Here is a 16,821-nt window from a genome sequence, read left to right on the forward strand (position 1 = left end):
GCCTTCGGGGCGCTCCTCTCAGTGCTCTACGCCGTCCTCCAGCTTCGAGCCCCTCAACAGGAACCACGCCGCCACCGCAGTGGCCAGCAGTACCGCCGCGCCGACCCCGGCGGCCAGGCGCAGCCCGTCGACAAACGCCTCCTGCGCCGAGGCCAGCAGCTCCTGGGACTGCCGGGCCGGAAGCCCCGCCACCGATTCGACCGCGCCGCCCAGTGACTCGTGCGCGGCCGACGCCACCTCCGGCGGGGTGCCGGCCGGGGCGGTGAAGTCCCGGTACACCCCGGTCACGATGGTGCCGAGCAACGCGATACCCAGCGCCGCGCCCAGTTCGTACGCGGTCTCGGAGACCGCGGAGGCCGCGCCCGCCTGCTCCTTCGGAACGCTGGAGAGGATGACGTCGGCGGTCACCGTGAACGAGAAGCCCGCGCCGATGCCGACGATCAGGAGCAGGGCTCCCAGGATCGGATAGCCGGTGGACTGGCTCAGGGTGGTGAGCGCCGCGAGCGCGACGCCGACCGCCGCGAGTCCGCCCGCGACCACCGCGCGCACGGAGAACCGCCGCGCGACCATGCCCGCGATCAGTCCGGCGCCCACCGCGCCCACCGCGGCGGGCAGTTCGGCGAGGCCCGCCTCGAACGGCGGCCTCCCCTGCACCAGTTGCAGGAACTGGGAGAGGAAGAAGACCAGGCCGGACAGGCCGAGGATGGTCAGCAGATCGGCGAGCACCGCCGCCGAGAAGCCGCGGTTGCGGAACAGCCGCATGTCCAGGAGCGGCGCGGTCAGCGTGAGCTGGCGTCGCACGAACCAGGTCAGCGCGGTCACGCCGAGCAGGCCCGCCACCGCGACGTCCCAGCGGATGCCGTGCGCCGCCGCCTCCTTGATGGCGTACACGATGGCGATCATGCCGATGAGCGAGAGCACGACGCTGATCAGGTCCCAGGGACCCGGCGCCGGGTTCTTCGACTCGGGCAGGAACTTGATGCCGACAAGGACCAGGACGGCCATCACCGGCAGGTTGATCAGGAAGACCGAGCCCCACCAGAAGTGTTCGAGCAGGAAACCGCCGACGACCGGGCCGACGGCGGCACCGGCCGACGCCATGGCGCCCCAGATGCCGACCGCGAGGCTGCGCTCGCGCGGGTCGTGGAAGATGTTCCGGATCAGCGCGAGCGTGGACGGCATCAGCGTCGCGCCCGCGACACCGAGCAACGCCCGGGCCAGCATGAGCATTTCGGGCGAGGTCGCGTACGCGTTGAGCACCGAGACCGCGCCGAAGGCGACCGCTCCGGTCAGCAGCAGCTTCTTGCGGCCGATGCGGTCGCCGAGGCTGCCCATGGAGACGAGCAGACCGGCGATGACGAACGAGTAGATGTCGCCGATCCACAGCAGCTGCGTGCCGGTCGGTTCGAGGTCCTCGCTGATGTACGGCGTCGCGAGACCGAGGACGGTCGCGTCGACGGCGACGAGGAGCACGGCGAGCACCAGTACGGCGAGCGCGAGCCAACGCCCGGGACTGCGCTCCACCTCCGCCTGGGAGGTCCGCTGTTGGGTGCTGGTCATGATTCCACTCTCCGTTGCGCGCCGCCGATCAGCAGCTCGGCGATCATGTATGAGAAGTCCTTGGCGGCCACGCGGCCGTCCAGTACGGCCCAGGCGCCCGAGCCGATCAGTCCGTACAGCGCCTCCGTGAGCCACACGGGGGTCAGGTCGATGCGGAACTCGCCGTCCTCCTGGCCGCGCCGGAAGAGCGCGGCCACATAGGCGTCGAGGCGGGCCCAGCCCTCGTGCTGCTCCTCGCCCTCGAAGAGCTGGTTCTCGGTGACGAGGAACGCGAGCAGTCCCGCCGCGGGCTCGATCTCCTTGACGAGCCGGCGCACCGCGTCCGCCGCGCTCCCCTCCCCGAGCCGGGCCGCGTCGATGGCCGCCTCGAACTCCTGGATCCCGAGCTCTTCGAGGGCTCGTACGAGGGCGTCGCGCCCGGCGAAATGCCGGTGCAGCGTGGCTCGGCTGATCCCCGCCGCGCGGGCCACCTCGTCCATCGTGGCGGAGCCTTTGCGGGTGAGGAGCGCCGCGGCACTGCGCAGCACCTGGTCGCGATCGACTGACATGAGACAAGCATAGACCGTGTGAGACAAATTTGTCTCATGGAATAGGCCTGGCTCTCACCGGCGAGGGGTCACCGGTGGGGCCAGGCCGAGGTCGGTCAGCTCCAGGGCAGCTGCCCGCGCCGCTCCCAGTACGCGGCCGGCTCCTCCACGAGCCCCGCGAGCCGCTCCAGCTGGTCCGCGTCGAGGTCGACGGCCGCCGCGTGCAGATTGGAGACGAGCTGTACGGGGGTGGCCGCCCCGGAGAGGACGACGCCCGCCCACGGCTTGCGCAGCACCAGGGCTAGGGCCACCGCGTCGCAGCCGAGCCCGGTCGCCTCGGCGACCTCACGGAGGGCCGCCGGTGCGTGCTCCCCCGCGAGGCGGCCGTTGGCCATGCCTTCCTTGACCAGGACGGTGAGCCCCGCGTCATGCGCCTCGGCGAGCGCGGCTTCCGCCGAGGTCTCCAGGGCGTTGTACGTGGCCTGGACGGTACGGAAGAGGGGCTCGCCGTCGACGGTCACGGCGAGCGCGGCGCGGATCGCGGCGGCCTGCTCCGGGCCGCTCACCGAGAGGCCCACCGTCACGCCGTCGGCCGCCAGTTCGGCGAGCCTGGCGTGCAGTTCCTTGTCGGTGAGGGCCGGGCTCTCGGGCGTGACGGAGTGGATCTGGTAGAGGTCGAGCCGGTCGCCGAGCAGTTCGGCGCTCTCCTCGCGCTGACGGACGTACGCGGCGACGCTGTGGTCCTTGACCTCGTGCGGCCCGTCCACCTGGGTGCGCCAGGCGGCCGTGTACGTGTACCCCCACTTGCTGCCGACGACGACGTCCCGGATGTCGGGCCTCGCGTGCAGCCAGTCGGCGAGGAACTCCTCGGAGCGGCCGTAGGAGCGGGCCACGTCGAAGTAGCGGACGCCCGACGCGTAGGCGGCGTCGAGGAGTTCGAGGGTGCGCTCGCGCAGGGCCTCGACGCTGCGTGAAGGCGGCAGGTCGGCGTCGCGGCCGAGCGTGATGTAGCCGGGCCTGCCGACGGCGGCGAGGCCGAACCCGATGTGGGCGGTGGGGGTGGTCGCTGCGGCCAGACGTGCGAAGGGCATCGCGGGCTCCGTTCGGTCGGCTCCTTGCGGATGGCGACCAACGTAACCCGCGATGCCCACGTCAACGCGGCACGTGCTGCGGCGGCGTCACTTACGCGCCGCGGCCCACTCCTGCTGAACCGTCAGATCGGCCTTGACCTCGGCGAGCTGGACGGCGACGGCCGAGGGCGCGGTGCCGCCGCGGCCGCTGCGCGAAGCCAGGGCGCCGGGGACGTTCAGGACGGTGCGCACCTCGGGGGTGAGGTGCTCGGAGATCTTGGCGAACTGCTCGTCCGTCAGCTGGTCGAGCTCGATGCCGTGCGCCTCGCACTCCTTGACGCACTCACCGGCCACCTCGTGCGCGACACGGAACGGCACGCCCTGCTTGACCAGCCACTCGGCGATGTCCGTGGCGAGCGAGAAGCCGGCGGGGGCGAGCTCCTCCATGCGCTCGCGGTGCACGGTGAGCGTGGCCATCATGCCGGTGAAGGCGGGGAGCAGGACCTCCAGCTGGTCGCAGGAGTCGAAGACCGGCTCCTTGTCCTCCTGGAGGTCGCGGTTGTACGCGAGCGGGAGCGCCTTGAGCGTCGCCATCAGTCCGGTGAGGTTGCCGATCAGACGCCCCGACTTGCCGCGCGCCAGCTCGGCGATGTCCGGGTTCTTCTTCTGCGGCATGATCGACGAGCCGGTCGAGAAGGCGTCGTGGAGGGTGACGAAGGAGAACTCCTTCGTGTTCCAGAGGATGATCTCCTCGGCGATCCGGGAGAGGTTCACGCCGATCATCGCGGTGATGAAGGCGAACTCCGCCGCGAAGTCCCGCGATGCCGTCCCGTCGATGGAGTTGCCCGCGCTGCCGTGCTCGAAGCCGAGGTCCTTGGCGACCGCCTCCGGGTCGAGGCCGAGGGACGATCCGGCGAGCGCGCCCGAGCCGTACGGCGAAACGGCCGTCCGCGCGTCCCACTGCCGCAGCCGCTCGGCGTCCCGCGAGAGGGACTGGACGTGCGCGAGGACGTGGTGGGCGAAGAGCACCGGCTGGGCGTGCTGGAGGTGGGTGCGCCCCGGCATGGCGACGTCCGGGTGCGCCTCGGCCAGGCCGACGAGCGCGCCCTGGAGGTCGGCGATCAGTTGGCCGATGATCCGGGCGTGGTCCCGCAGATACATCCGGAAGAGCGTCGCCACCTGGTCGTTCCGCGACCGCCCCGCGCGCAGCTTGCCGCCGAGATCCGGGCCGAGCCGCTCCAGCAGGCCGCGCTCCAGGGCGGTGTGCACGTCCTCGTCGGCGATGGTGCCCACGAACGAGCCCTCGGCGACATCGGCCTCGAGCTTGTCGAGCCCGGCCAGCATGCGGGTCAGCTCGTCCTCGGTGAGCAGCCCCGCCTTGTGCAGCACGCGCGCGTGGGCGCGGGAACCGGCGATGTCGTACGGCGCGAGGCGCCAGTCGAAGTGGACCGATGCCGACAGCTTGGCCAGAGCCTCCGCCGGGCCGTCCGCGAACCGGCCGCCCCAGAGCCGGACGTCACCGCCGTTGTTGTTGCTCACTTGCACGTGCTCCTTGATGAGGGTGGTTACGCGATACGAGGGTGGTTCGCGATACGAGGTGGTTGCGCGATCGCCGTTACGCCAGGTCCCGCTTGGCGGCGATCTTCGAGGACAGACCGAAGATCTCGATGAAGCCCTGCGCCTTGGACTGGTCGAACGTATCGCCCGAGTCGTAGGTCGCGAGGTTGAAGTCGTAGAGGGACGCGCCGGACTTCCGCCCTGTGACGACGGCGCGGCCGCCGTGCAGGGTCATCCGGATGTCGCCGGTGACGTGCTGATTGGCCTCGTCGATGAAGCCGTCGAGGGCACGCTTGAGCGGGGAGAACCACAGGCCGTCGTAGACCAGCTCGCCCCAGCGCTGCTCGACCTGCCGCTTGTAGCGGGCCAGTTCGCGCTCGACGGTGACGTTCTCCAGCTCCTGGTGCGCCGTGATGAGCGCGATGGCGCCCGGCGCCTCGTACACCTCACGGGACTTGATGCCGACGAGCCGGTCCTCGACCATGTCGATCCGGCCGACGCCCTGGGCACCCGCGCGCTCATTGAGCCGCTGGATCGCCTGCAGCACGGTGACCGGCTCGCCGTCGACGGCGACCGGCACGCCCTCCTTGAAGGAGATGACGACCTCGTCGGCCTCGCGCGGCTCGGCCGGGTTCGCGGTGTACTCGTAGATGTCCTCGATCGGCGCGTTCCAGATGTCCTCCAGGAAGCCCGTCTCGACGGCCCGCCCGAAGACGTTCTGGTCGATGGAGTACGGGGACTTCTTGGTGGTGGCGATCGGGAGCTGCTTCTCCTCGCAGAAGGCGATCGCCTTGTCCCGCGTCATCGCGTAGTCACGGACCGGGGCGATGCACTTCAGGTCGGGGCCGAGCGCGGAGATACCGGCCTCGAAACGGACCTGGTCGTTGCCCTTGCCGGTGCAGCCGTGGGCCACGATCCCGGCGCCGTGCTTCTCGGCGGCGGCCACGAGGTGCTTGACGATGGTCGGCCGCGAGAGGGCGGAGACCAGCGGGTAGCGGTCCATGTAGAGGGCGTTGGCCTTGATCGCCGGGAGGCAGTACTCCTCGGCGAACTCGTCCTTGGCGTCGGCCACCTCGGCCTCCACCGCACCGCAGGCGAGCGCGCGCTTGCGGATGACGTCCAGGTCCTCGCCGCCCTGGCCGACGTCCACGGCGACGGCGATGACCTCGGCGCCCGTCTCCTCGGCGATCCAGCCGATGGCGACGGAGGTGTCCAGACCGCCTGAATAGGCGAGTACGACGCGCTCGGTCACGGCTCTCTCCTCACGGTGCTCGATTCACGGTGCTCGATTACATACGCTGCTATGCATGAGTATGCAGACCTCTGTATGTTTCGTCAATCTCGCCCTGCCCCCCTGAGACGTCTCACGAAGTCCTTAGACAGGCAAACGATCTCTGGTGAATAATCCTTAGACATGGGAAAGACTTACGAACGCATAGACGGCCGGCTCCGCACGTTCATCGAGGCACAGCCCGTCTTCTTCACGGCGACCGCGCCGCTCGCGGGCGACGGCACGGTCAACCTCTCCCCCAAGGGCCTGACCGGATCCTTCGCGGTCGTCGACGAACTCACCGTCGCCTACCTGGACTTCGCGGGCAGCAACGCGGAGACGGTCGCGCATCTGCGCGAGAACGGCCGCATCACCCTGATGTGGTGCGCCTTCCAGGGCCCGCCCAACATCGTCCGGGTGCACGGGCGCGGTGAGCCCGTCTTCCGCGACGACCCGCGCTGGGCGGAGCTGCTCGGGCACTTCCCGGACATCGACCCCACCCCGCACGGCCTGCGAGCGATCATCGTCGTGACGGCCGATCTCGTCCGTGACACCTGCGGCTACAACGTTCCCTTCATGTCGTACGACGAGGACCGCGATCTGCACGCCAAGCGCTTCGGGCGCGAGGACGACGCGTCGCTGAGCGCGTACTTCACCAAGAAGGAGCACATCGCGCAGAGCATCGACGGCCTTCCGGGCCTGCCGTTGCCGCTGCCGCCCCTTACCGTCTGAACCATGCGCCTACGTGCCGCCGCCCTCGCGTCCGCAGCCCTGCTCGCCACCGCCGCGACCGTCGCGTCCGCGCCCGGCACATCCGCCGCGGGACCACCGCTCCCGGACCGCATGGCCGACACCGGCGGCGGCACCCAGCTCATCACCGCCTTGGCCGCACGCACCGGCTCCACCACGGGCACGGTCACCTGGTGGGACCGGCGCGCGGGGCGGTGGACGAAGGCCGGCTCGGCGGCCGCGCGGTTCGGTGCGCAGGGCCTGACGGAGGGCGCCTCGCGCGAACAGGGCACGAACACGACACCCACGGGCCTCTTCCGCCTCCCGTACGCCTTCGGCATCGAGCGCGCACCGTCGGGCACGGACTACACCTACCGCCGCGTGACGAGGGCATCCTGGTGGTGCCAGGACAACAAGTCCCGCTCCTACAACCGCTGGACCCAGCCACGCCCCGCCGACTGCCGCGCCGCCGAGTCCGAACACCTCATCACGTACGACCCCCAGTACGCGCACGCCCTGGTGATCGGCTTCAACTACGACCGTCCGGTGCGGGGGCGCGGCGCCGGGATCTTCCTGCACGTCAACGGGCGTGGGGCGACGGCGGGTTGTGTGTCGGTCCCCGCGGACGCGATGCGGCGGATCCTGCGGTGGGCCGAGGAGGGGCGACGGCCGCACATGGCGATCGGGACGGTGTCGGGGGCGACGGCCATCACGCGGTACTGAGCACAGCGCACTCGACGCCTCCATCGTAGGTGTAGCGACCACATATCGAGACGCGGTTGCGGTCGCGCTCTGCGGCGGCGTTGCATCGCGGGGTGCAAAGCGAACAGACGATCCCCAACTCGACGGAGAGCGGCGACAAGGCGGCCCGGCTCGCCGTCACGGTCTTCCCCGTCCTCGTGCTCGCCGCCGGCGCGCTCGGCCTCGCCGCGCCGGACGCCTTCAAGGGCTGGGGCACGAACGTCCCGTACCTCCTGGGCATCGTGATGTTCTGCATGGGGCTCACGATGACCCCGCTCGACTTCCAGGGCGTCGTCAAGCGGCCCTGGGCCGTCGCGCTCGGTCTGGCAGCGCACTACGTCATCATGCCGGGGCTCGGCTGGCTGATCGCCCACGCGCTCGGCCTCTCACCGCAGTTGGCGGCCGGAGTGATCCTGGTGGGCTGCGCGCCGAGCGGCACCGCGTCCAATGTCGTGACCTATCTGGCGCGCGGCGACGTGGCCCTTTCCGTCTCGGTGGCCACCGTCTCGACCGTGCTCGCGCCGCTCATCACGCCGCCGCTGACGCTGCTCCTCGCGGGCGAGTATCTGCCCGTGGACGCGGGGTCGATGGTGACGGACATCCTCAAGACCGTGCTGCTTCCGGTCATCGCGGGTCTCGTGGTGCGGCTGCTCTTCGGGCGCCACATCGGGCGGATGCTGAGCGCGCTGCCCTGGCTGTCCGCCCTGACGATCGCCGCCATCGTGGCGATCGTGGTCGCGGGCAGTGCCGCGGCCATCAAGTCGGCCGCGGCACTGGTGTTCCTCGCCGTCTTCCTGCACAACGGCCTCGGCCTCGCACTGGGCTACGGCGCGGGCAAGCTGGCCCGGCTCGGACAGCCGGCCTCCCGCGCGATGGCCTTCGAGGTCGGCATGCAGAACTCCGGCCTCGCGGCTTCGCTGGCCACGGCCCACTTCAGCCCGCTCGCCGCGCTGCCTTCGGCGGTGTTCTCGGTGTGGCACAACGTGTCGGGAGCCGTCGTCGCCGCGTGGATGGCACGGCGGGCGCACCGTTGATCACCGGCTCCGCCGAGTTCGTCCTCAATCTCCCCCAAGCTCTTGAGGAGCAGGGGGTACCCCCTCGACGGGCTCTATCTTTCAGTGCTCGTTGGAAGCCAACCGCAGCAAATGATCCGCCAACGCCTGACCCCCCGTAGCCTCCCGGCTGATCAGCATCAGTGTGTCGTCGCCCGCGATCGTCCCGAGGATGTCGTGCAGTTCCGCCTGGTCGATCGCCGAGGCCAGGAACTGGGCGGCGCCCGGCGGCGTGCGCAGGACGACGAGGTTCGCCGACGCCTCTGCCGAGATCAGCAGTTCCGCGGAGAGGCGGCGCATCCGCTCCTCCTTGGCGGACTCGCCGAGCGGGGCCCGCGGCGTGCGGAAGCCGCCCTCGCTCGGTACCGCGTAGATGAGGTCGCCCTCGGCGTTGCGGATCTTCACCGCGTTCAGCTCGTCCAGGTCCCGGGAGAGCGTCGCCTGCGTGACGGTCAGGCCGTCGTCGGCGAGCAGCTTCGCCAGCTGGCTCTGGGAGCGGACCGGCTGCCGGTTGAGGATGTCCACGATCCGGCGGTGGCGCGCGGTGCGGGTCTGCGGCACCGCGGGCCCGGTGTGATCCGGGTGCTCCGCGTGCTCGTTGCCTTGCGCATGACTCATCGTCGTCTCATTCTCCGGATCGTCCGTCCCCGTTGGCTTCAGCGGCCTTCAAAGCCTCGGCAGCCGTTTCCAGGACGCCGGGCAGTGCCTGGAGGAACGCGTCCACCTCGTCGTCGCGGACGTTCAGCGGCGGCATCAGCCGTACGACATCGGGGGCGGGCGCGTTCACCAGGAAGCCGGCGTCCTGAGCCGCCTGCTGCGCCTGGGGCGCGAGCGGCTCGGTGAGCACGATACCCAGCAGCAGGCCCGCGCCCCTGACGTGGCCGACGAGCGGGTGTCCCAGTGACTCGATTCCGTCGCGCAGCTTTTCGCTCGCCCGCTTGGTGTTCTCGAGCAGGCCCTCGGTCTCGATGGTGTCGAGGACGGCGAGGCCCGCGGCGCACGCGACCGGGTTTCCGCCGAACGTCGTGCCGTGGTGACCGGGCTTGAAGAGCTCCGCGGCCGCGCCGAACGCGACGGTCGCGCCGAGCGGCAGTCCACCGCCCAGGCCCTTCGCGAGCGTGACGACATCCGGCTGGACGCCCTCGTGCGCGAGGTACTCGAACCAGTGGCCGGTACGGCCGATTCCGGTCTGCACCTCGTCCAGGACGAGCAGCGTCCCGGTGGCCGCGGTGATCTCCCGGGCCGCCTTCAGATAGCCCGCGGGCGGCACGACGACGCCGTTCTCGCCCTGGATGGGCTCGATGATCACGAGGGCGGTGTCGGTGGTGACCGCCGCGCGCAGCGCATCGACATCGCCGTACGGGACATGCGTGACGTCGCCGGGCAGCGGCAGGAACGGCTCCTGCTTGCCGGGCTGGCCGGTGAGCGCGAGCGCGCCCATGGTCCGGCCGTGGAAGCCACCCTGGGTGGCGACCATGTGCGAGCGGCCGGTCAGGCGGCCGATCTTGAAGGCGCCCTCGTTGGCCTCCGCGCCGGAGTTGCAGAAGTACACCCTCCCCTCGCGGCCGAAGAGCTGGAGCAGCTTCTCGGCGAGCGCGACGGGCGGCTCGGCGACGAAGAGGTTCGAGACGTGGCCGAGGGAGCCGATCTGGGCGCTGACCGCCTCGACGACCGCCGGGTGGGCGTGGCCGAGCGCGTTGACCGCGATGCCGCCGACGAAATCGACGTATTCCTTGCCGTCCGCGTCCCACAGCTTGCTGCCCGCGCCGCGCACGAGGGGCAACCGGGGCGTGCCGTAGTTGTCCATGAGCGCGCCCTGCCAGCGCGCGGTCAGCTCCTGGTTGCCGGTCATTCCGCTTCCCCCTCTGCGTCGGGCACGACCATCGTGCCGATGCCCTCGTCGGTGAAGATCTCCAGCAGGATCGAGTGCTGGACGCGGCCATCGATCACGCGGGCCGTCTCGACGCCGTTGCGTACGGCGTGCAGACAGCCCTCCATCTTCGGGACCATGCCGCTGGCCAGCTCGGGCAGGAGCTTCTCCAGCTCGGCGGCGGTGAGGCGGCTGATGACCTCGTCGCTGTCGGGCCAGTCCTCGTAGAGGCCCTCGACGTCGGTGAGGACCATCAGGGTCTCGGCGTCCAGCGCCGCAGCGAGTGCCGCAGCCGCCGTATCAGCATTGACGTTGTAGACATGTCCGTCGTCCTGGGAGCGGGCGATCGAGGAGACGACCGGGATGCGGCCGTCGGCGAGCAGGGCCTCGATGGCGCCGGTGTCGATCTCGGTGATCTCGCCGACCCGGCCGATGTCGACCAGCTCGCCCTCGATGCGGGGCGTGTGCTTGGTGGCGGTGATGGTGTGCGCGTCCTCGCCGGTGAGGCCGACGGCGAGCGGGCCGTGCCGGTTGAGCAGGCCGACGAGCTCGCGCTGCACCTGTCCGGCGAGCACCATGCGTACGACGTCCATGGCGTCCTCGGTGGTGACGCGCAGGCCGGCCTTGAACTCGCTGACGATGCCGTGCCGGTCGAGGGCCTTGCTGATCTGCGGTCCGCCGCCGTGCACCACGACGGGCCTGAGGCCCGCGTGGTGCAGGAAGACGACGTCCTGCGCGAAGGCGGCCTTCAGCTCCTCGTCGATCATGGCGTTGCCGCCGAACTTGATGACGACGGTCTTGCCGCGGTGCCGGGTCAGCCAGGGCAGCGCCTCGATGAGGATCTGCGCCTTGGGCAGGGCGGTGTGCTTCCGGGCGGTGGGCTGGCTCCCGCTGTCCTTGCTCATGACGAGTACGCGCTGTTCTCGTGGACGTAGTCGGCGGTGAGGTCGTTGGTCCAGATCGTGGCGGTCTCGTCGCCCGCGGCCAGGTCGGCGGTGATGACGACCTCCCGGTAGCGCATGTCGACCAGCTCGCGGTCCTCGCCGACGGAGCCGTTCTTGCAGACCCAGACGCCGTTGATGGCGACGTTCAGCAGGTCGGGCTCGAAGGCGGCGGACGTGGTGCCGATCGCGGAGAGCACCCGGCCCCAGTTGGGGTCCTCGCCGTGCAGGGCGCACTTGAGGAGGTTGTTGCGGGCGATGGACCGGCCGACCTCGACGGCGTCGGCCTCGCTCGCCGCGTTCACGACCTCGACCTTGATGTCCTTGCTGGCACCCTCGGCGTCACCGATCAGCTGCCGCCCCAGGTCGTCGCAGACCTCGCGCACGGCATCGGCGAACTCGGCGTACTCCGGGGTGACTTGGGCCGCGCCCGAGGCGAGAAGGAGCACCGTGTCGTTGGTCGACATGCAGCCGTCGGAGTCGACCCGGTCGAAGGTGAGCCGGGTGGCGTCCCGCAGCGCCCGGTCCAGGACGTCGGCCTCCAGGTCGGCGTCGGTGGTGAGGACGACGAGCATCGTGGCGAGGCCCGGCGCGAGCATGCCCGCGCCCTTGGCCATGCCGCCGACCGTCCAGCCGTCCTTGGTGACGACGGAGGTCTTGTGCACGCTGTCGGTGGTCTTGATGGCGATGGCGGCCTTCTCGCCGCCGTGCGCGGAGAGTTCACCGGCGGCCGTCTCGACGCCCGGCAGCAGCTTGTCCATGGGCAGCGTGACGCCGATGAGTCCGGTCGACGCGACGGCGACCTCGCCGGCGTTCACGCCGTCGAGCACCTCGGCGACCTTCTCCGCGGTGGCGTGCGTGTCCTGGAAGCCCTGCGGGCCCGTGCAGGCGTTGGCGCCACCGGAGTTGAGGATGACGGCGGAGACCAGGCCGCCCTTGAGCACCTGCTCCGACCAGAGGACGGGGGCGGCCTTGACGCGGTTGGAGGTGAAGACGCCCGCTGCGGCCAGGCGGGGCCCGGTGTTGACCACGAGGGCCAGGTCCGGGTTGCCGTTCTGCTTGATCCCGGCGGCGATGCCCGCGGCCGTGAATCCCTTGGCTGCCGTCACACTCACGGCGCGACTCCGATCGTAGTGAGCCCGGTGGCCTCGTCGAGGCCGAGGGCGATGTTCATGCTCTGCAGGGCGCCACCCGCGGTGCCCTTGGTGAGGTTGTCGATGGCGCCGATCACGATGACGCGCCCCGCCGCCTCGTCGTACGCGACCTGGATCTGCACGGCGTTCGAGCCGTACACGGCGGCGGTCGCGGGCCACTGCCCCTCGGGCAGGAGGTGGACGAACGGCTCGTCGGCGAAGGCCTTTTCGTACGCGGCCCGGACGGATGCGGCGGTGACGCCGGCCTTCGCCTTCGCGCTGCAGGTGGCGAGGATGCCGCGCGGCATCGGGGCGAGGGTCGGCGTGAAGGAGACCGAGACGGGGGTGCCCGCGGCGGCGGAGAGGTTCTGGATCATCTCGGGTGTGTGCCGGTGCACGCCCCCGACTCCGTACGGCGACATGTTCCCCATGACCTCCGAGCCAAGCAGGTGCGGCTTGGCCGCCTTGCCCGCTCCAGAGGTGCCGGACGCCGCCACGATCACCGCTTCGGCCTCGACGAGGTCCGCCGCGTACGCCGGGAAGAGCGCGAGCGAGACGGCCGTCGGATAGCAACCGGGCACCGCGATGCGCCTGGACCCCTCCAACGCCGCGCGGGCGCCCGGCAGTTCGGGCAGCCCATAGGGCCACGTACCGGCGTGCTCGCTGCCGTAGAACTTCTCCCAGTCCCCCGCGTCCTTCAGCCGGAAGTCGGCGCCCATGTCGACGACGAGGACGTCAGGGCCGAGCTGCTCGGCGACGGCCGCGGACTGCCCGTGGGGCAGGGCCAGAAAGACCACATCATGCCGCCGGCCCTGACCGGCGAGGACCTCGGTGGTGGTCGGCTCCAGGACGCGGTCGGCGAGCGGGAGCAGATGCGGCTGGAGCGTGCCCAGGCGCTGCCCCGCGTTCGAGTTGGCGGTCAGGGCGCCGATCTCCACCTCGGGGTGGACGAGCAGCAGACGCAAAAGCTCACCGCCCGCGTACCCACTTGCCCCTGCCACTGCTGCGCGTACCGCCATGGAACCCTCCTCTTGGATGGCATGACTATACGTCTCGCTGCACGTTTATGCAACGCACGGCATAGACCGCGACCCGCGAGCGGGGTCGCTGCACGGGCCGCCTCGGGAGAGGTGCCGCGAGAGCGACTAGAAGGTGCCGGGCACCTTGGCGACGACACCGTGTTCGACGTCAGCAACCACGACGTTGGTGAAGGTCACCGTCATGGGAGGACTGCATTCGGGCTGGAACGAGGCAGTGACCGTCAGGGTGAACACGGCCTTGCCGTTCTGGACCGGGAAGGTGCCCTCGTTGCTCACGGACTGCTTGTTGGCAGCCTTGGGGCCATGGCCGCCGGGGTTGATGCAGTTGGCGGTGGCGCTCACTTGGATGTCGACCTGGGTCTCGTTGCCGAGCCCCGCTTCCTTGCCGGAGATGGTCAGGCTGTTGCCGGAGCGCTGGGCGTCGACCGATACGAAGTGGGGACTGCCGGCAAAGGCACCGGGAGCGAATACGGTTCCCAGACCCAGCAGCACGGCCGAGATGAGGAGCAGTATGCGTCTCATGGGGATTCACCTCTTGGCGCACGCATGAGAAAGGGGCGCCGGCCGCGCGCGGAGCGGCAGACACCCTAGGGATCGAGCGGGCCCACGGCCCGGCGCACTGTTCACTTGGCGAGCGCCCGGGCTATGACATGTGACGCACACGGGCTCGACGTACACGACAACCGGCTCATAGCTCGAAGTAGACGCCATTATACGCGGAATCGGCATATTCCGCAGGCACAGTCACCGCGCTGGGCCACCCATCCGGTCCCCGTCGCAGCGATGAGTTTCCGTAGGGGGCACGGTCAGTAGAGGCAGACAGACCAGCAGAGGCAGACAGACCCGAGCGACAGGAGAGAGCCATGCCCCGCATCACGCCCAACCTCTGGTTCGACACACAGGGTGAGGAAGCCGCCAAGTTCTATGTGTCGGTCTTCCCGAACTCGAAGATCACGCATGTCTCCCACTACGGCGAGGCCGGCCCGCGACCGGCCGGGACCGTGCTGACCGTCGAATTCGTGCTCGACGGGCAGCCGTACCTGGCGCTCAACGGCGGCCCCGAGTTCACCTTCAACGAGGCGGTCTCCCTCAGCATCGACTGTGCCGACCAGGAAGAGGTCGACCACTACTGGACGAAGCTCTCCGAGGGCGGCGAGGAAGGCCCGTGCGGCTGGCTCAAGGACAAGTTCGGACTGTCCTGGCAGGTCGTTCCCCAGGACCTGGTCAAGCTCCTTGCCGACCCGGACGCGGGGCGGGCGCAGCGCGCCATGAAGGCCATGCTCGGCATGAAGAAGATCGTCGTGGCGGAGCTGCACAAGGCGGCCGACCAGGCCTGAGCACGGCAACCACCGCTTAATCGCCTTGACTTGGAGTCGACTCCAACTCCTAAGGTCGGAGACGTCCACCTTGCTCCACCTGGAGGTACCGGCATGACCACCCTTCCCACGCGCCGTCTCGGCGCACTCACCGTCTCGGCGCAGGGACTCGGCTGCATGGGGATGAGTCACGCTTACGGCGCCTCGGACGACACCCAGTCCATCGCGACCATCCACCGTGCGCTCGACCTCGGCGTCACCCTCCTTGACACGTCCGACTTCTACGGCAACGGCCACAACGAGGAGCTGATCGGCCGTGCCCTGGCCGGGCGGCGTGACGACGCCGTCCTCGCCACGAAGTTCGGCTTCGCCAACAAGCTCGGCGAGCCGACGCGGATCCGGGGCGACGCGGCCTACGTACGAGAGGCGTGTGACGCGTCGCTGCGGCGCCTCGGCGTCGACCACATCGACCTGTACTACCTGCACCGCGTGGACCGGAGCGTGCCGATCGAGGAGACCGTCGGCGCGATGGCCGAGCTCGTCGAGGCCGGGAAGGTGCGCCACCTCGGGCTCTCCGAGGCGAGCGCGCGGACCATCCGGAAGGCGCACGCCGTGCATCCGATCGCCGCGCTGCAGAGCGAGTGGTCGCTGTGGACCCGGGACCTCGAGGAGGAGATCGCCCCCGTCTGCCGGGAGCTCGGCATCGGGCTCGTGCCCTTCTCGCCGCTCGGCCGCGGCTTCCTGACCGGGCGCTACACCTCGACCGACGCCCTGCAGGAAGGCGACATGCGGCGCGGTCAGCCGCGGTTCGCCGACGGGAACCTGGAGCGGAACCTGGCCGTCGTCGAGGCCCTGGAGGAAATCGCCGCCAAGAAGGGCGTCACCGCCGGGCAGCTCGCCCTGGCCTGGGTGCAGCACCGCGGGGACGACGTGGTGCCGATCCCGGGCACCCGCCGGGAGAAGTACCTCACGGAGAACCTGGCCGCCGCCACCCTCGAACTCTCCCCCGACGAGCTCACCGCGATCGACGCGGCGGCACCGGCGGGCGCGGTCGCCGGGACGCGGTACGACGAGGGCAGCCTCACGTTCGTCGACAAGTAGACATCCCCGGTGTGGCCCCGCGTAGCCTGCGGGGCATGCCCTTTCCGGATGAAGCAGCTGAGCCGTACGGCGTACCCGACGTACTGGCGTATCTGGCCGGCACCTGGCAGGTGGAGCGGACGGCGCGGGACCTGGCGGGCAACGCTGAGGGGCACTTCTCGGGGGCGACGGTCTTCAGCCGGGCGGACGGTGGCCTGGTGCACCACGAGTCGGGCACCTTCACCTGGCAGGGCACCGCACGCCCCGCCGAGCGCACCCTGCGTTTCCTGCCCGGCGAAGAGCCCGGCACCGCGGACGTCCGCTTCGCCGACGGGCGCCCCTTCCACGGCCTGGACCTGCGCACCGGCCGGCACCGCACCGACCATCCGTGCGCGCTCGACCTCTACCGGGGCGAATTCGAGGTGTACGACGAGGACCACTGGTGGACGCGCTGGCGGGTCGCGGGCCCGGCCAAGGACCTGATCCTCACCACCGAGTACACCCGGCAGCGGCAGGACTGACCGCGCTACACCGCGGCGGCGCTCTCCCCCTCGCCCGCGATCCGCAGGTTCCAGCGGCCGCCGTGCCCGGTCAGGGTGACCGTCGACAGGGGGCGGACGTCGATGTTCCAGTACGTCGACGGGGGCGCCTTCAGGGCGTAGACGAGGGCCGCCCTGACCACCGCGGGCTCCGCCACGGCGAGGATCCGGGAGCCGTCGCCGACCGGGCGGGTGTCGAGCCAGCCGCCGACCCGTGAGATGAAGGCCAGGAGCGAGTGGGCGCCGGGGGGCGCGGGGCGCGGGGGGCGCCCCCCCGCGCGGGGGGGGGGCGCCCCCCACACCTGGGCCTCCGGGCGGGCCCCCCCCCTTTTCCCGTCGGGGGTGCCGCCCCCCCCGGCGGCAGAGCACTGCTCTTCTCCGAGAGCACCGATCATC

18 protein-coding genes are annotated in these 16,821 nt (G+C 70.5%); 6 read left to right on the top strand and 12 right to left on the bottom strand.

From position 1 onward, the window contains the following. Window positions 1-18: 18 nt before the first annotated feature. The 5 genes from ACFWY6_RS33355 to ACFWY6_RS33375 form a co-directional block, all read right to left on the bottom strand. Window positions 19-1,560: an MFS transporter gene (locus tag ACFWY6_RS33355; RefSeq protein ID WP_384698469.1), complete on the bottom strand. Its 1,542-nt coding sequence runs from the start codon at window positions 1,558-1,560 to the stop codon at window positions 19-21. Next, window positions 1,557-2,108 carry a TetR/AcrR family transcriptional regulator gene (locus ACFWY6_RS33360; protein WP_266868940.1) on the bottom strand — a complete coding sequence of 184 codons (552 nt, stop codon included), beginning with the start codon at window positions 2,106-2,108 and terminating at the stop codon, window positions 1,557-1,559. Before ACFWY6_RS33360 ends, ACFWY6_RS33355 begins: the two co-directional genes overlap by 4 nt. Window positions 2,109-2,203: 95 nt before the next feature. Continuing rightward, a complete protein-coding gene (locus tag ACFWY6_RS33365; RefSeq protein ID WP_384698472.1) occupies window positions 2,204-3,178 on the bottom strand; it encodes an aldo/keto reductase in 975 nt (324 codons plus the stop codon). An 87-nt stretch (window positions 3,179-3,265) separates the two neighbouring features. Further along, entirely contained in the window at window positions 3,266-4,696 is a 1,431-nt protein-coding gene (gene argH / locus ACFWY6_RS33370; RefSeq protein ID WP_384698475.1) for an argininosuccinate lyase, read from the bottom strand. 76 nt (window positions 4,697-4,772) lie between these two features. After that, a complete protein-coding gene (locus tag ACFWY6_RS33375) occupies window positions 4,773-5,966 on the bottom strand; it encodes an argininosuccinate synthase (RefSeq protein ID WP_384698477.1) in 1,194 nt (397 codons plus the stop codon). A 162-nt stretch (window positions 5,967-6,128) separates the two neighbouring features. Here ACFWY6_RS33375 and ACFWY6_RS33380 point away from each other — a divergent pair, with 162 nt between their 5' ends. The 3 genes from ACFWY6_RS33380 (at window position 6,129) to ACFWY6_RS33390 (ending at window position 8,488) form a co-directional block, all read left to right on the top strand. Beyond that, window positions 6,129-6,716, top strand: a complete 588-nt coding sequence (locus ACFWY6_RS33380; protein WP_384698479.1) for a pyridoxamine 5'-phosphate oxidase family protein — start codon at window positions 6,129-6,131, stop codon at window positions 6,714-6,716. 3 nt (window positions 6,717-6,719) lie between these two features. After that, window positions 6,720-7,436, top strand: a complete 717-nt coding sequence (locus tag ACFWY6_RS33385) for a L,D-transpeptidase (protein WP_384698482.1) — start codon at window positions 6,720-6,722, stop codon at window positions 7,434-7,436. A gap of 92 nt (window positions 7,437-7,528) precedes the next feature. Further along, window positions 7,529-8,488: a bile acid:sodium symporter family protein gene (locus ACFWY6_RS33390; RefSeq protein ID WP_384698485.1), complete on the top strand. Its 960-nt coding sequence runs from the start codon at window positions 7,529-7,531 to the stop codon at window positions 8,486-8,488. 81 nt (window positions 8,489-8,569) lie between these two features. On the opposite strand, the gene ACFWY6_RS33395 is transcribed toward ACFWY6_RS33390, so the two are convergent. The 6 genes from ACFWY6_RS33395 to ACFWY6_RS33420 form a co-directional block, all read right to left on the bottom strand. Next, window positions 8,570-9,124: an arginine repressor gene (locus tag ACFWY6_RS33395; protein WP_135330399.1), complete on the bottom strand. Its 555-nt coding sequence runs from the start codon at window positions 9,122-9,124 to the stop codon at window positions 8,570-8,572. Between the two features lie 7 nt (window positions 9,125-9,131). Then, window positions 9,132-10,358: an acetylornithine transaminase gene (locus ACFWY6_RS33400; RefSeq protein WP_384698488.1), complete on the bottom strand. Its 1,227-nt coding sequence runs from the start codon at window positions 10,356-10,358 to the stop codon at window positions 9,132-9,134. Further along, window positions 10,355-11,281, bottom strand: a complete 927-nt coding sequence (gene argB / locus ACFWY6_RS33405; protein WP_384698491.1) for an acetylglutamate kinase — start codon at window positions 11,279-11,281, stop codon at window positions 10,355-10,357. The genes ACFWY6_RS33400 and argB overlap by 4 nt, the downstream gene beginning before the upstream one ends. Then, the gene (argJ, locus tag ACFWY6_RS33410; protein ID WP_384698494.1) at window positions 11,278-12,432 is read right to left on the bottom strand and encodes a bifunctional glutamate N-acetyltransferase/amino-acid acetyltransferase ArgJ; all 1,155 of its coding nucleotides are present in this window, start codon (window positions 12,430-12,432) and stop codon (window positions 11,278-11,280) included. Before argJ ends, argB begins: the two co-directional genes overlap by 4 nt. Beyond that, window positions 12,429-13,469: an N-acetyl-gamma-glutamyl-phosphate reductase gene (argC, locus tag ACFWY6_RS33415; protein ID WP_384698497.1), complete on the bottom strand. Its 1,041-nt coding sequence runs from the start codon at window positions 13,467-13,469 to the stop codon at window positions 12,429-12,431. The genes argJ and argC overlap by 4 nt, the downstream gene beginning before the upstream one ends. 126 nt (window positions 13,470-13,595) lie before the next feature. Then, entirely contained in the window at window positions 13,596-14,012 is a 417-nt protein-coding gene (locus ACFWY6_RS33420; RefSeq protein WP_384698500.1) for a hypothetical protein, read from the bottom strand. 341 nt (window positions 14,013-14,353) lie between these two features. Between ACFWY6_RS33420 and ACFWY6_RS33425 the strand changes: the two genes are divergently transcribed. From ACFWY6_RS33425 to ACFWY6_RS33435, 3 genes are all read left to right on the top strand, one after another. Next, window positions 14,354-14,827, top strand: a complete 474-nt coding sequence (locus tag ACFWY6_RS33425) for a VOC family protein (RefSeq protein ID WP_384698503.1) — start codon at window positions 14,354-14,356, stop codon at window positions 14,825-14,827. Between the two features lie 93 nt (window positions 14,828-14,920). Next, the gene (locus tag ACFWY6_RS33430) at window positions 14,921-15,907 is read left to right on the top strand and encodes an aldo/keto reductase (protein WP_384698505.1); all 987 of its coding nucleotides are present in this window, start codon (window positions 14,921-14,923) and stop codon (window positions 15,905-15,907) included. A 35-nt stretch (window positions 15,908-15,942) separates the two neighbouring features. Next, window positions 15,943-16,407, top strand: a complete 465-nt coding sequence (locus tag ACFWY6_RS33435; protein WP_384698508.1) for a DUF6314 family protein — start codon at window positions 15,943-15,945, stop codon at window positions 16,405-16,407. Window positions 16,408-16,412: 5 nt separating this feature from the next. Here ACFWY6_RS33435 and ACFWY6_RS33440 read toward each other — a convergent pair. Beyond that, window positions 16,413-16,821 (bottom strand): histidine phosphatase family protein (locus ACFWY6_RS33440; RefSeq protein ID WP_384698511.1); only part of this gene is annotated, 409 nt, incomplete at its 5' end.

It is taken from the genome of Streptomyces sp. NPDC059037, assembly GCF_042740015.1.
In the GTDB taxonomy this organism is placed as follows: domain Bacteria; phylum Actinomycetota; class Actinomycetes; order Streptomycetales; family Streptomycetaceae; genus Streptomyces.

What these genes read in the sequence shown, in the direction of transcription:
- ACFWY6_RS33435 (WP_384698508.1), top strand. Translation starts at nt 15,943, where the DNA reads ATGCCCTTTCCGGATGAAGCAGCTGAGCCGTACGGCGTACCCGACGTA.
- ACFWY6_RS33400 (WP_384698488.1), bottom strand. Translation starts at nt 10,358, where the DNA reads ATGACCGGCAACCAGGAGCTGACCGCGCGCTGGCAGGGCGCGCTCATG.
- ACFWY6_RS33425 (WP_384698503.1), top strand. Translation starts at nt 14,354, where the DNA reads ATGCCCCGCATCACGCCCAACCTCTGGTTCGACACACAGGGTGAGGAA.
- ACFWY6_RS33355 (WP_384698469.1), bottom strand. Translation starts at nt 1,560, where the DNA reads ATGACCAGCACCCAACAGCGGACCTCCCAGGCGGAGGTGGAGCGCAGT.
- argB (WP_384698491.1), bottom strand. Translation starts at nt 11,281, where the DNA reads ATGAGCAAGGACAGCGGGAGCCAGCCCACCGCCCGGAAGCACACCGCC.
- ACFWY6_RS33365 (WP_384698472.1), bottom strand. Translation starts at nt 3,178, where the DNA reads ATGCCCTTCGCACGTCTGGCCGCAGCGACCACCCCCACCGCCCACATC.
- ACFWY6_RS33385 (WP_384698482.1), top strand. Translation starts at nt 6,720, where the DNA reads ATGCGCCTACGTGCCGCCGCCCTCGCGTCCGCAGCCCTGCTCGCCACC.
- ACFWY6_RS33380 (WP_384698479.1), top strand. Translation starts at nt 6,129, where the DNA reads ATGGGAAAGACTTACGAACGCATAGACGGCCGGCTCCGCACGTTCATC.
- ACFWY6_RS33360 (WP_266868940.1), bottom strand. Translation starts at nt 2,108, where the DNA reads ATGTCAGTCGATCGCGACCAGGTGCTGCGCAGTGCCGCGGCGCTCCTC.
- argC (WP_384698497.1), bottom strand. Translation starts at nt 13,469, where the DNA reads ATGGCGGTACGCGCAGCAGTGGCAGGGGCAAGTGGGTACGCGGGCGGT.
- ACFWY6_RS33395 (WP_135330399.1), bottom strand. Translation starts at nt 9,124, where the DNA reads ATGAGTCATGCGCAAGGCAACGAGCACGCGGAGCACCCGGATCACACC.
- ACFWY6_RS33420 (WP_384698500.1), bottom strand. Translation starts at nt 14,012, where the DNA reads ATGAGACGCATACTGCTCCTCATCTCGGCCGTGCTGCTGGGTCTGGGA.
- ACFWY6_RS33430 (WP_384698505.1), top strand. Translation starts at nt 14,921, where the DNA reads ATGACCACCCTTCCCACGCGCCGTCTCGGCGCACTCACCGTCTCGGCG.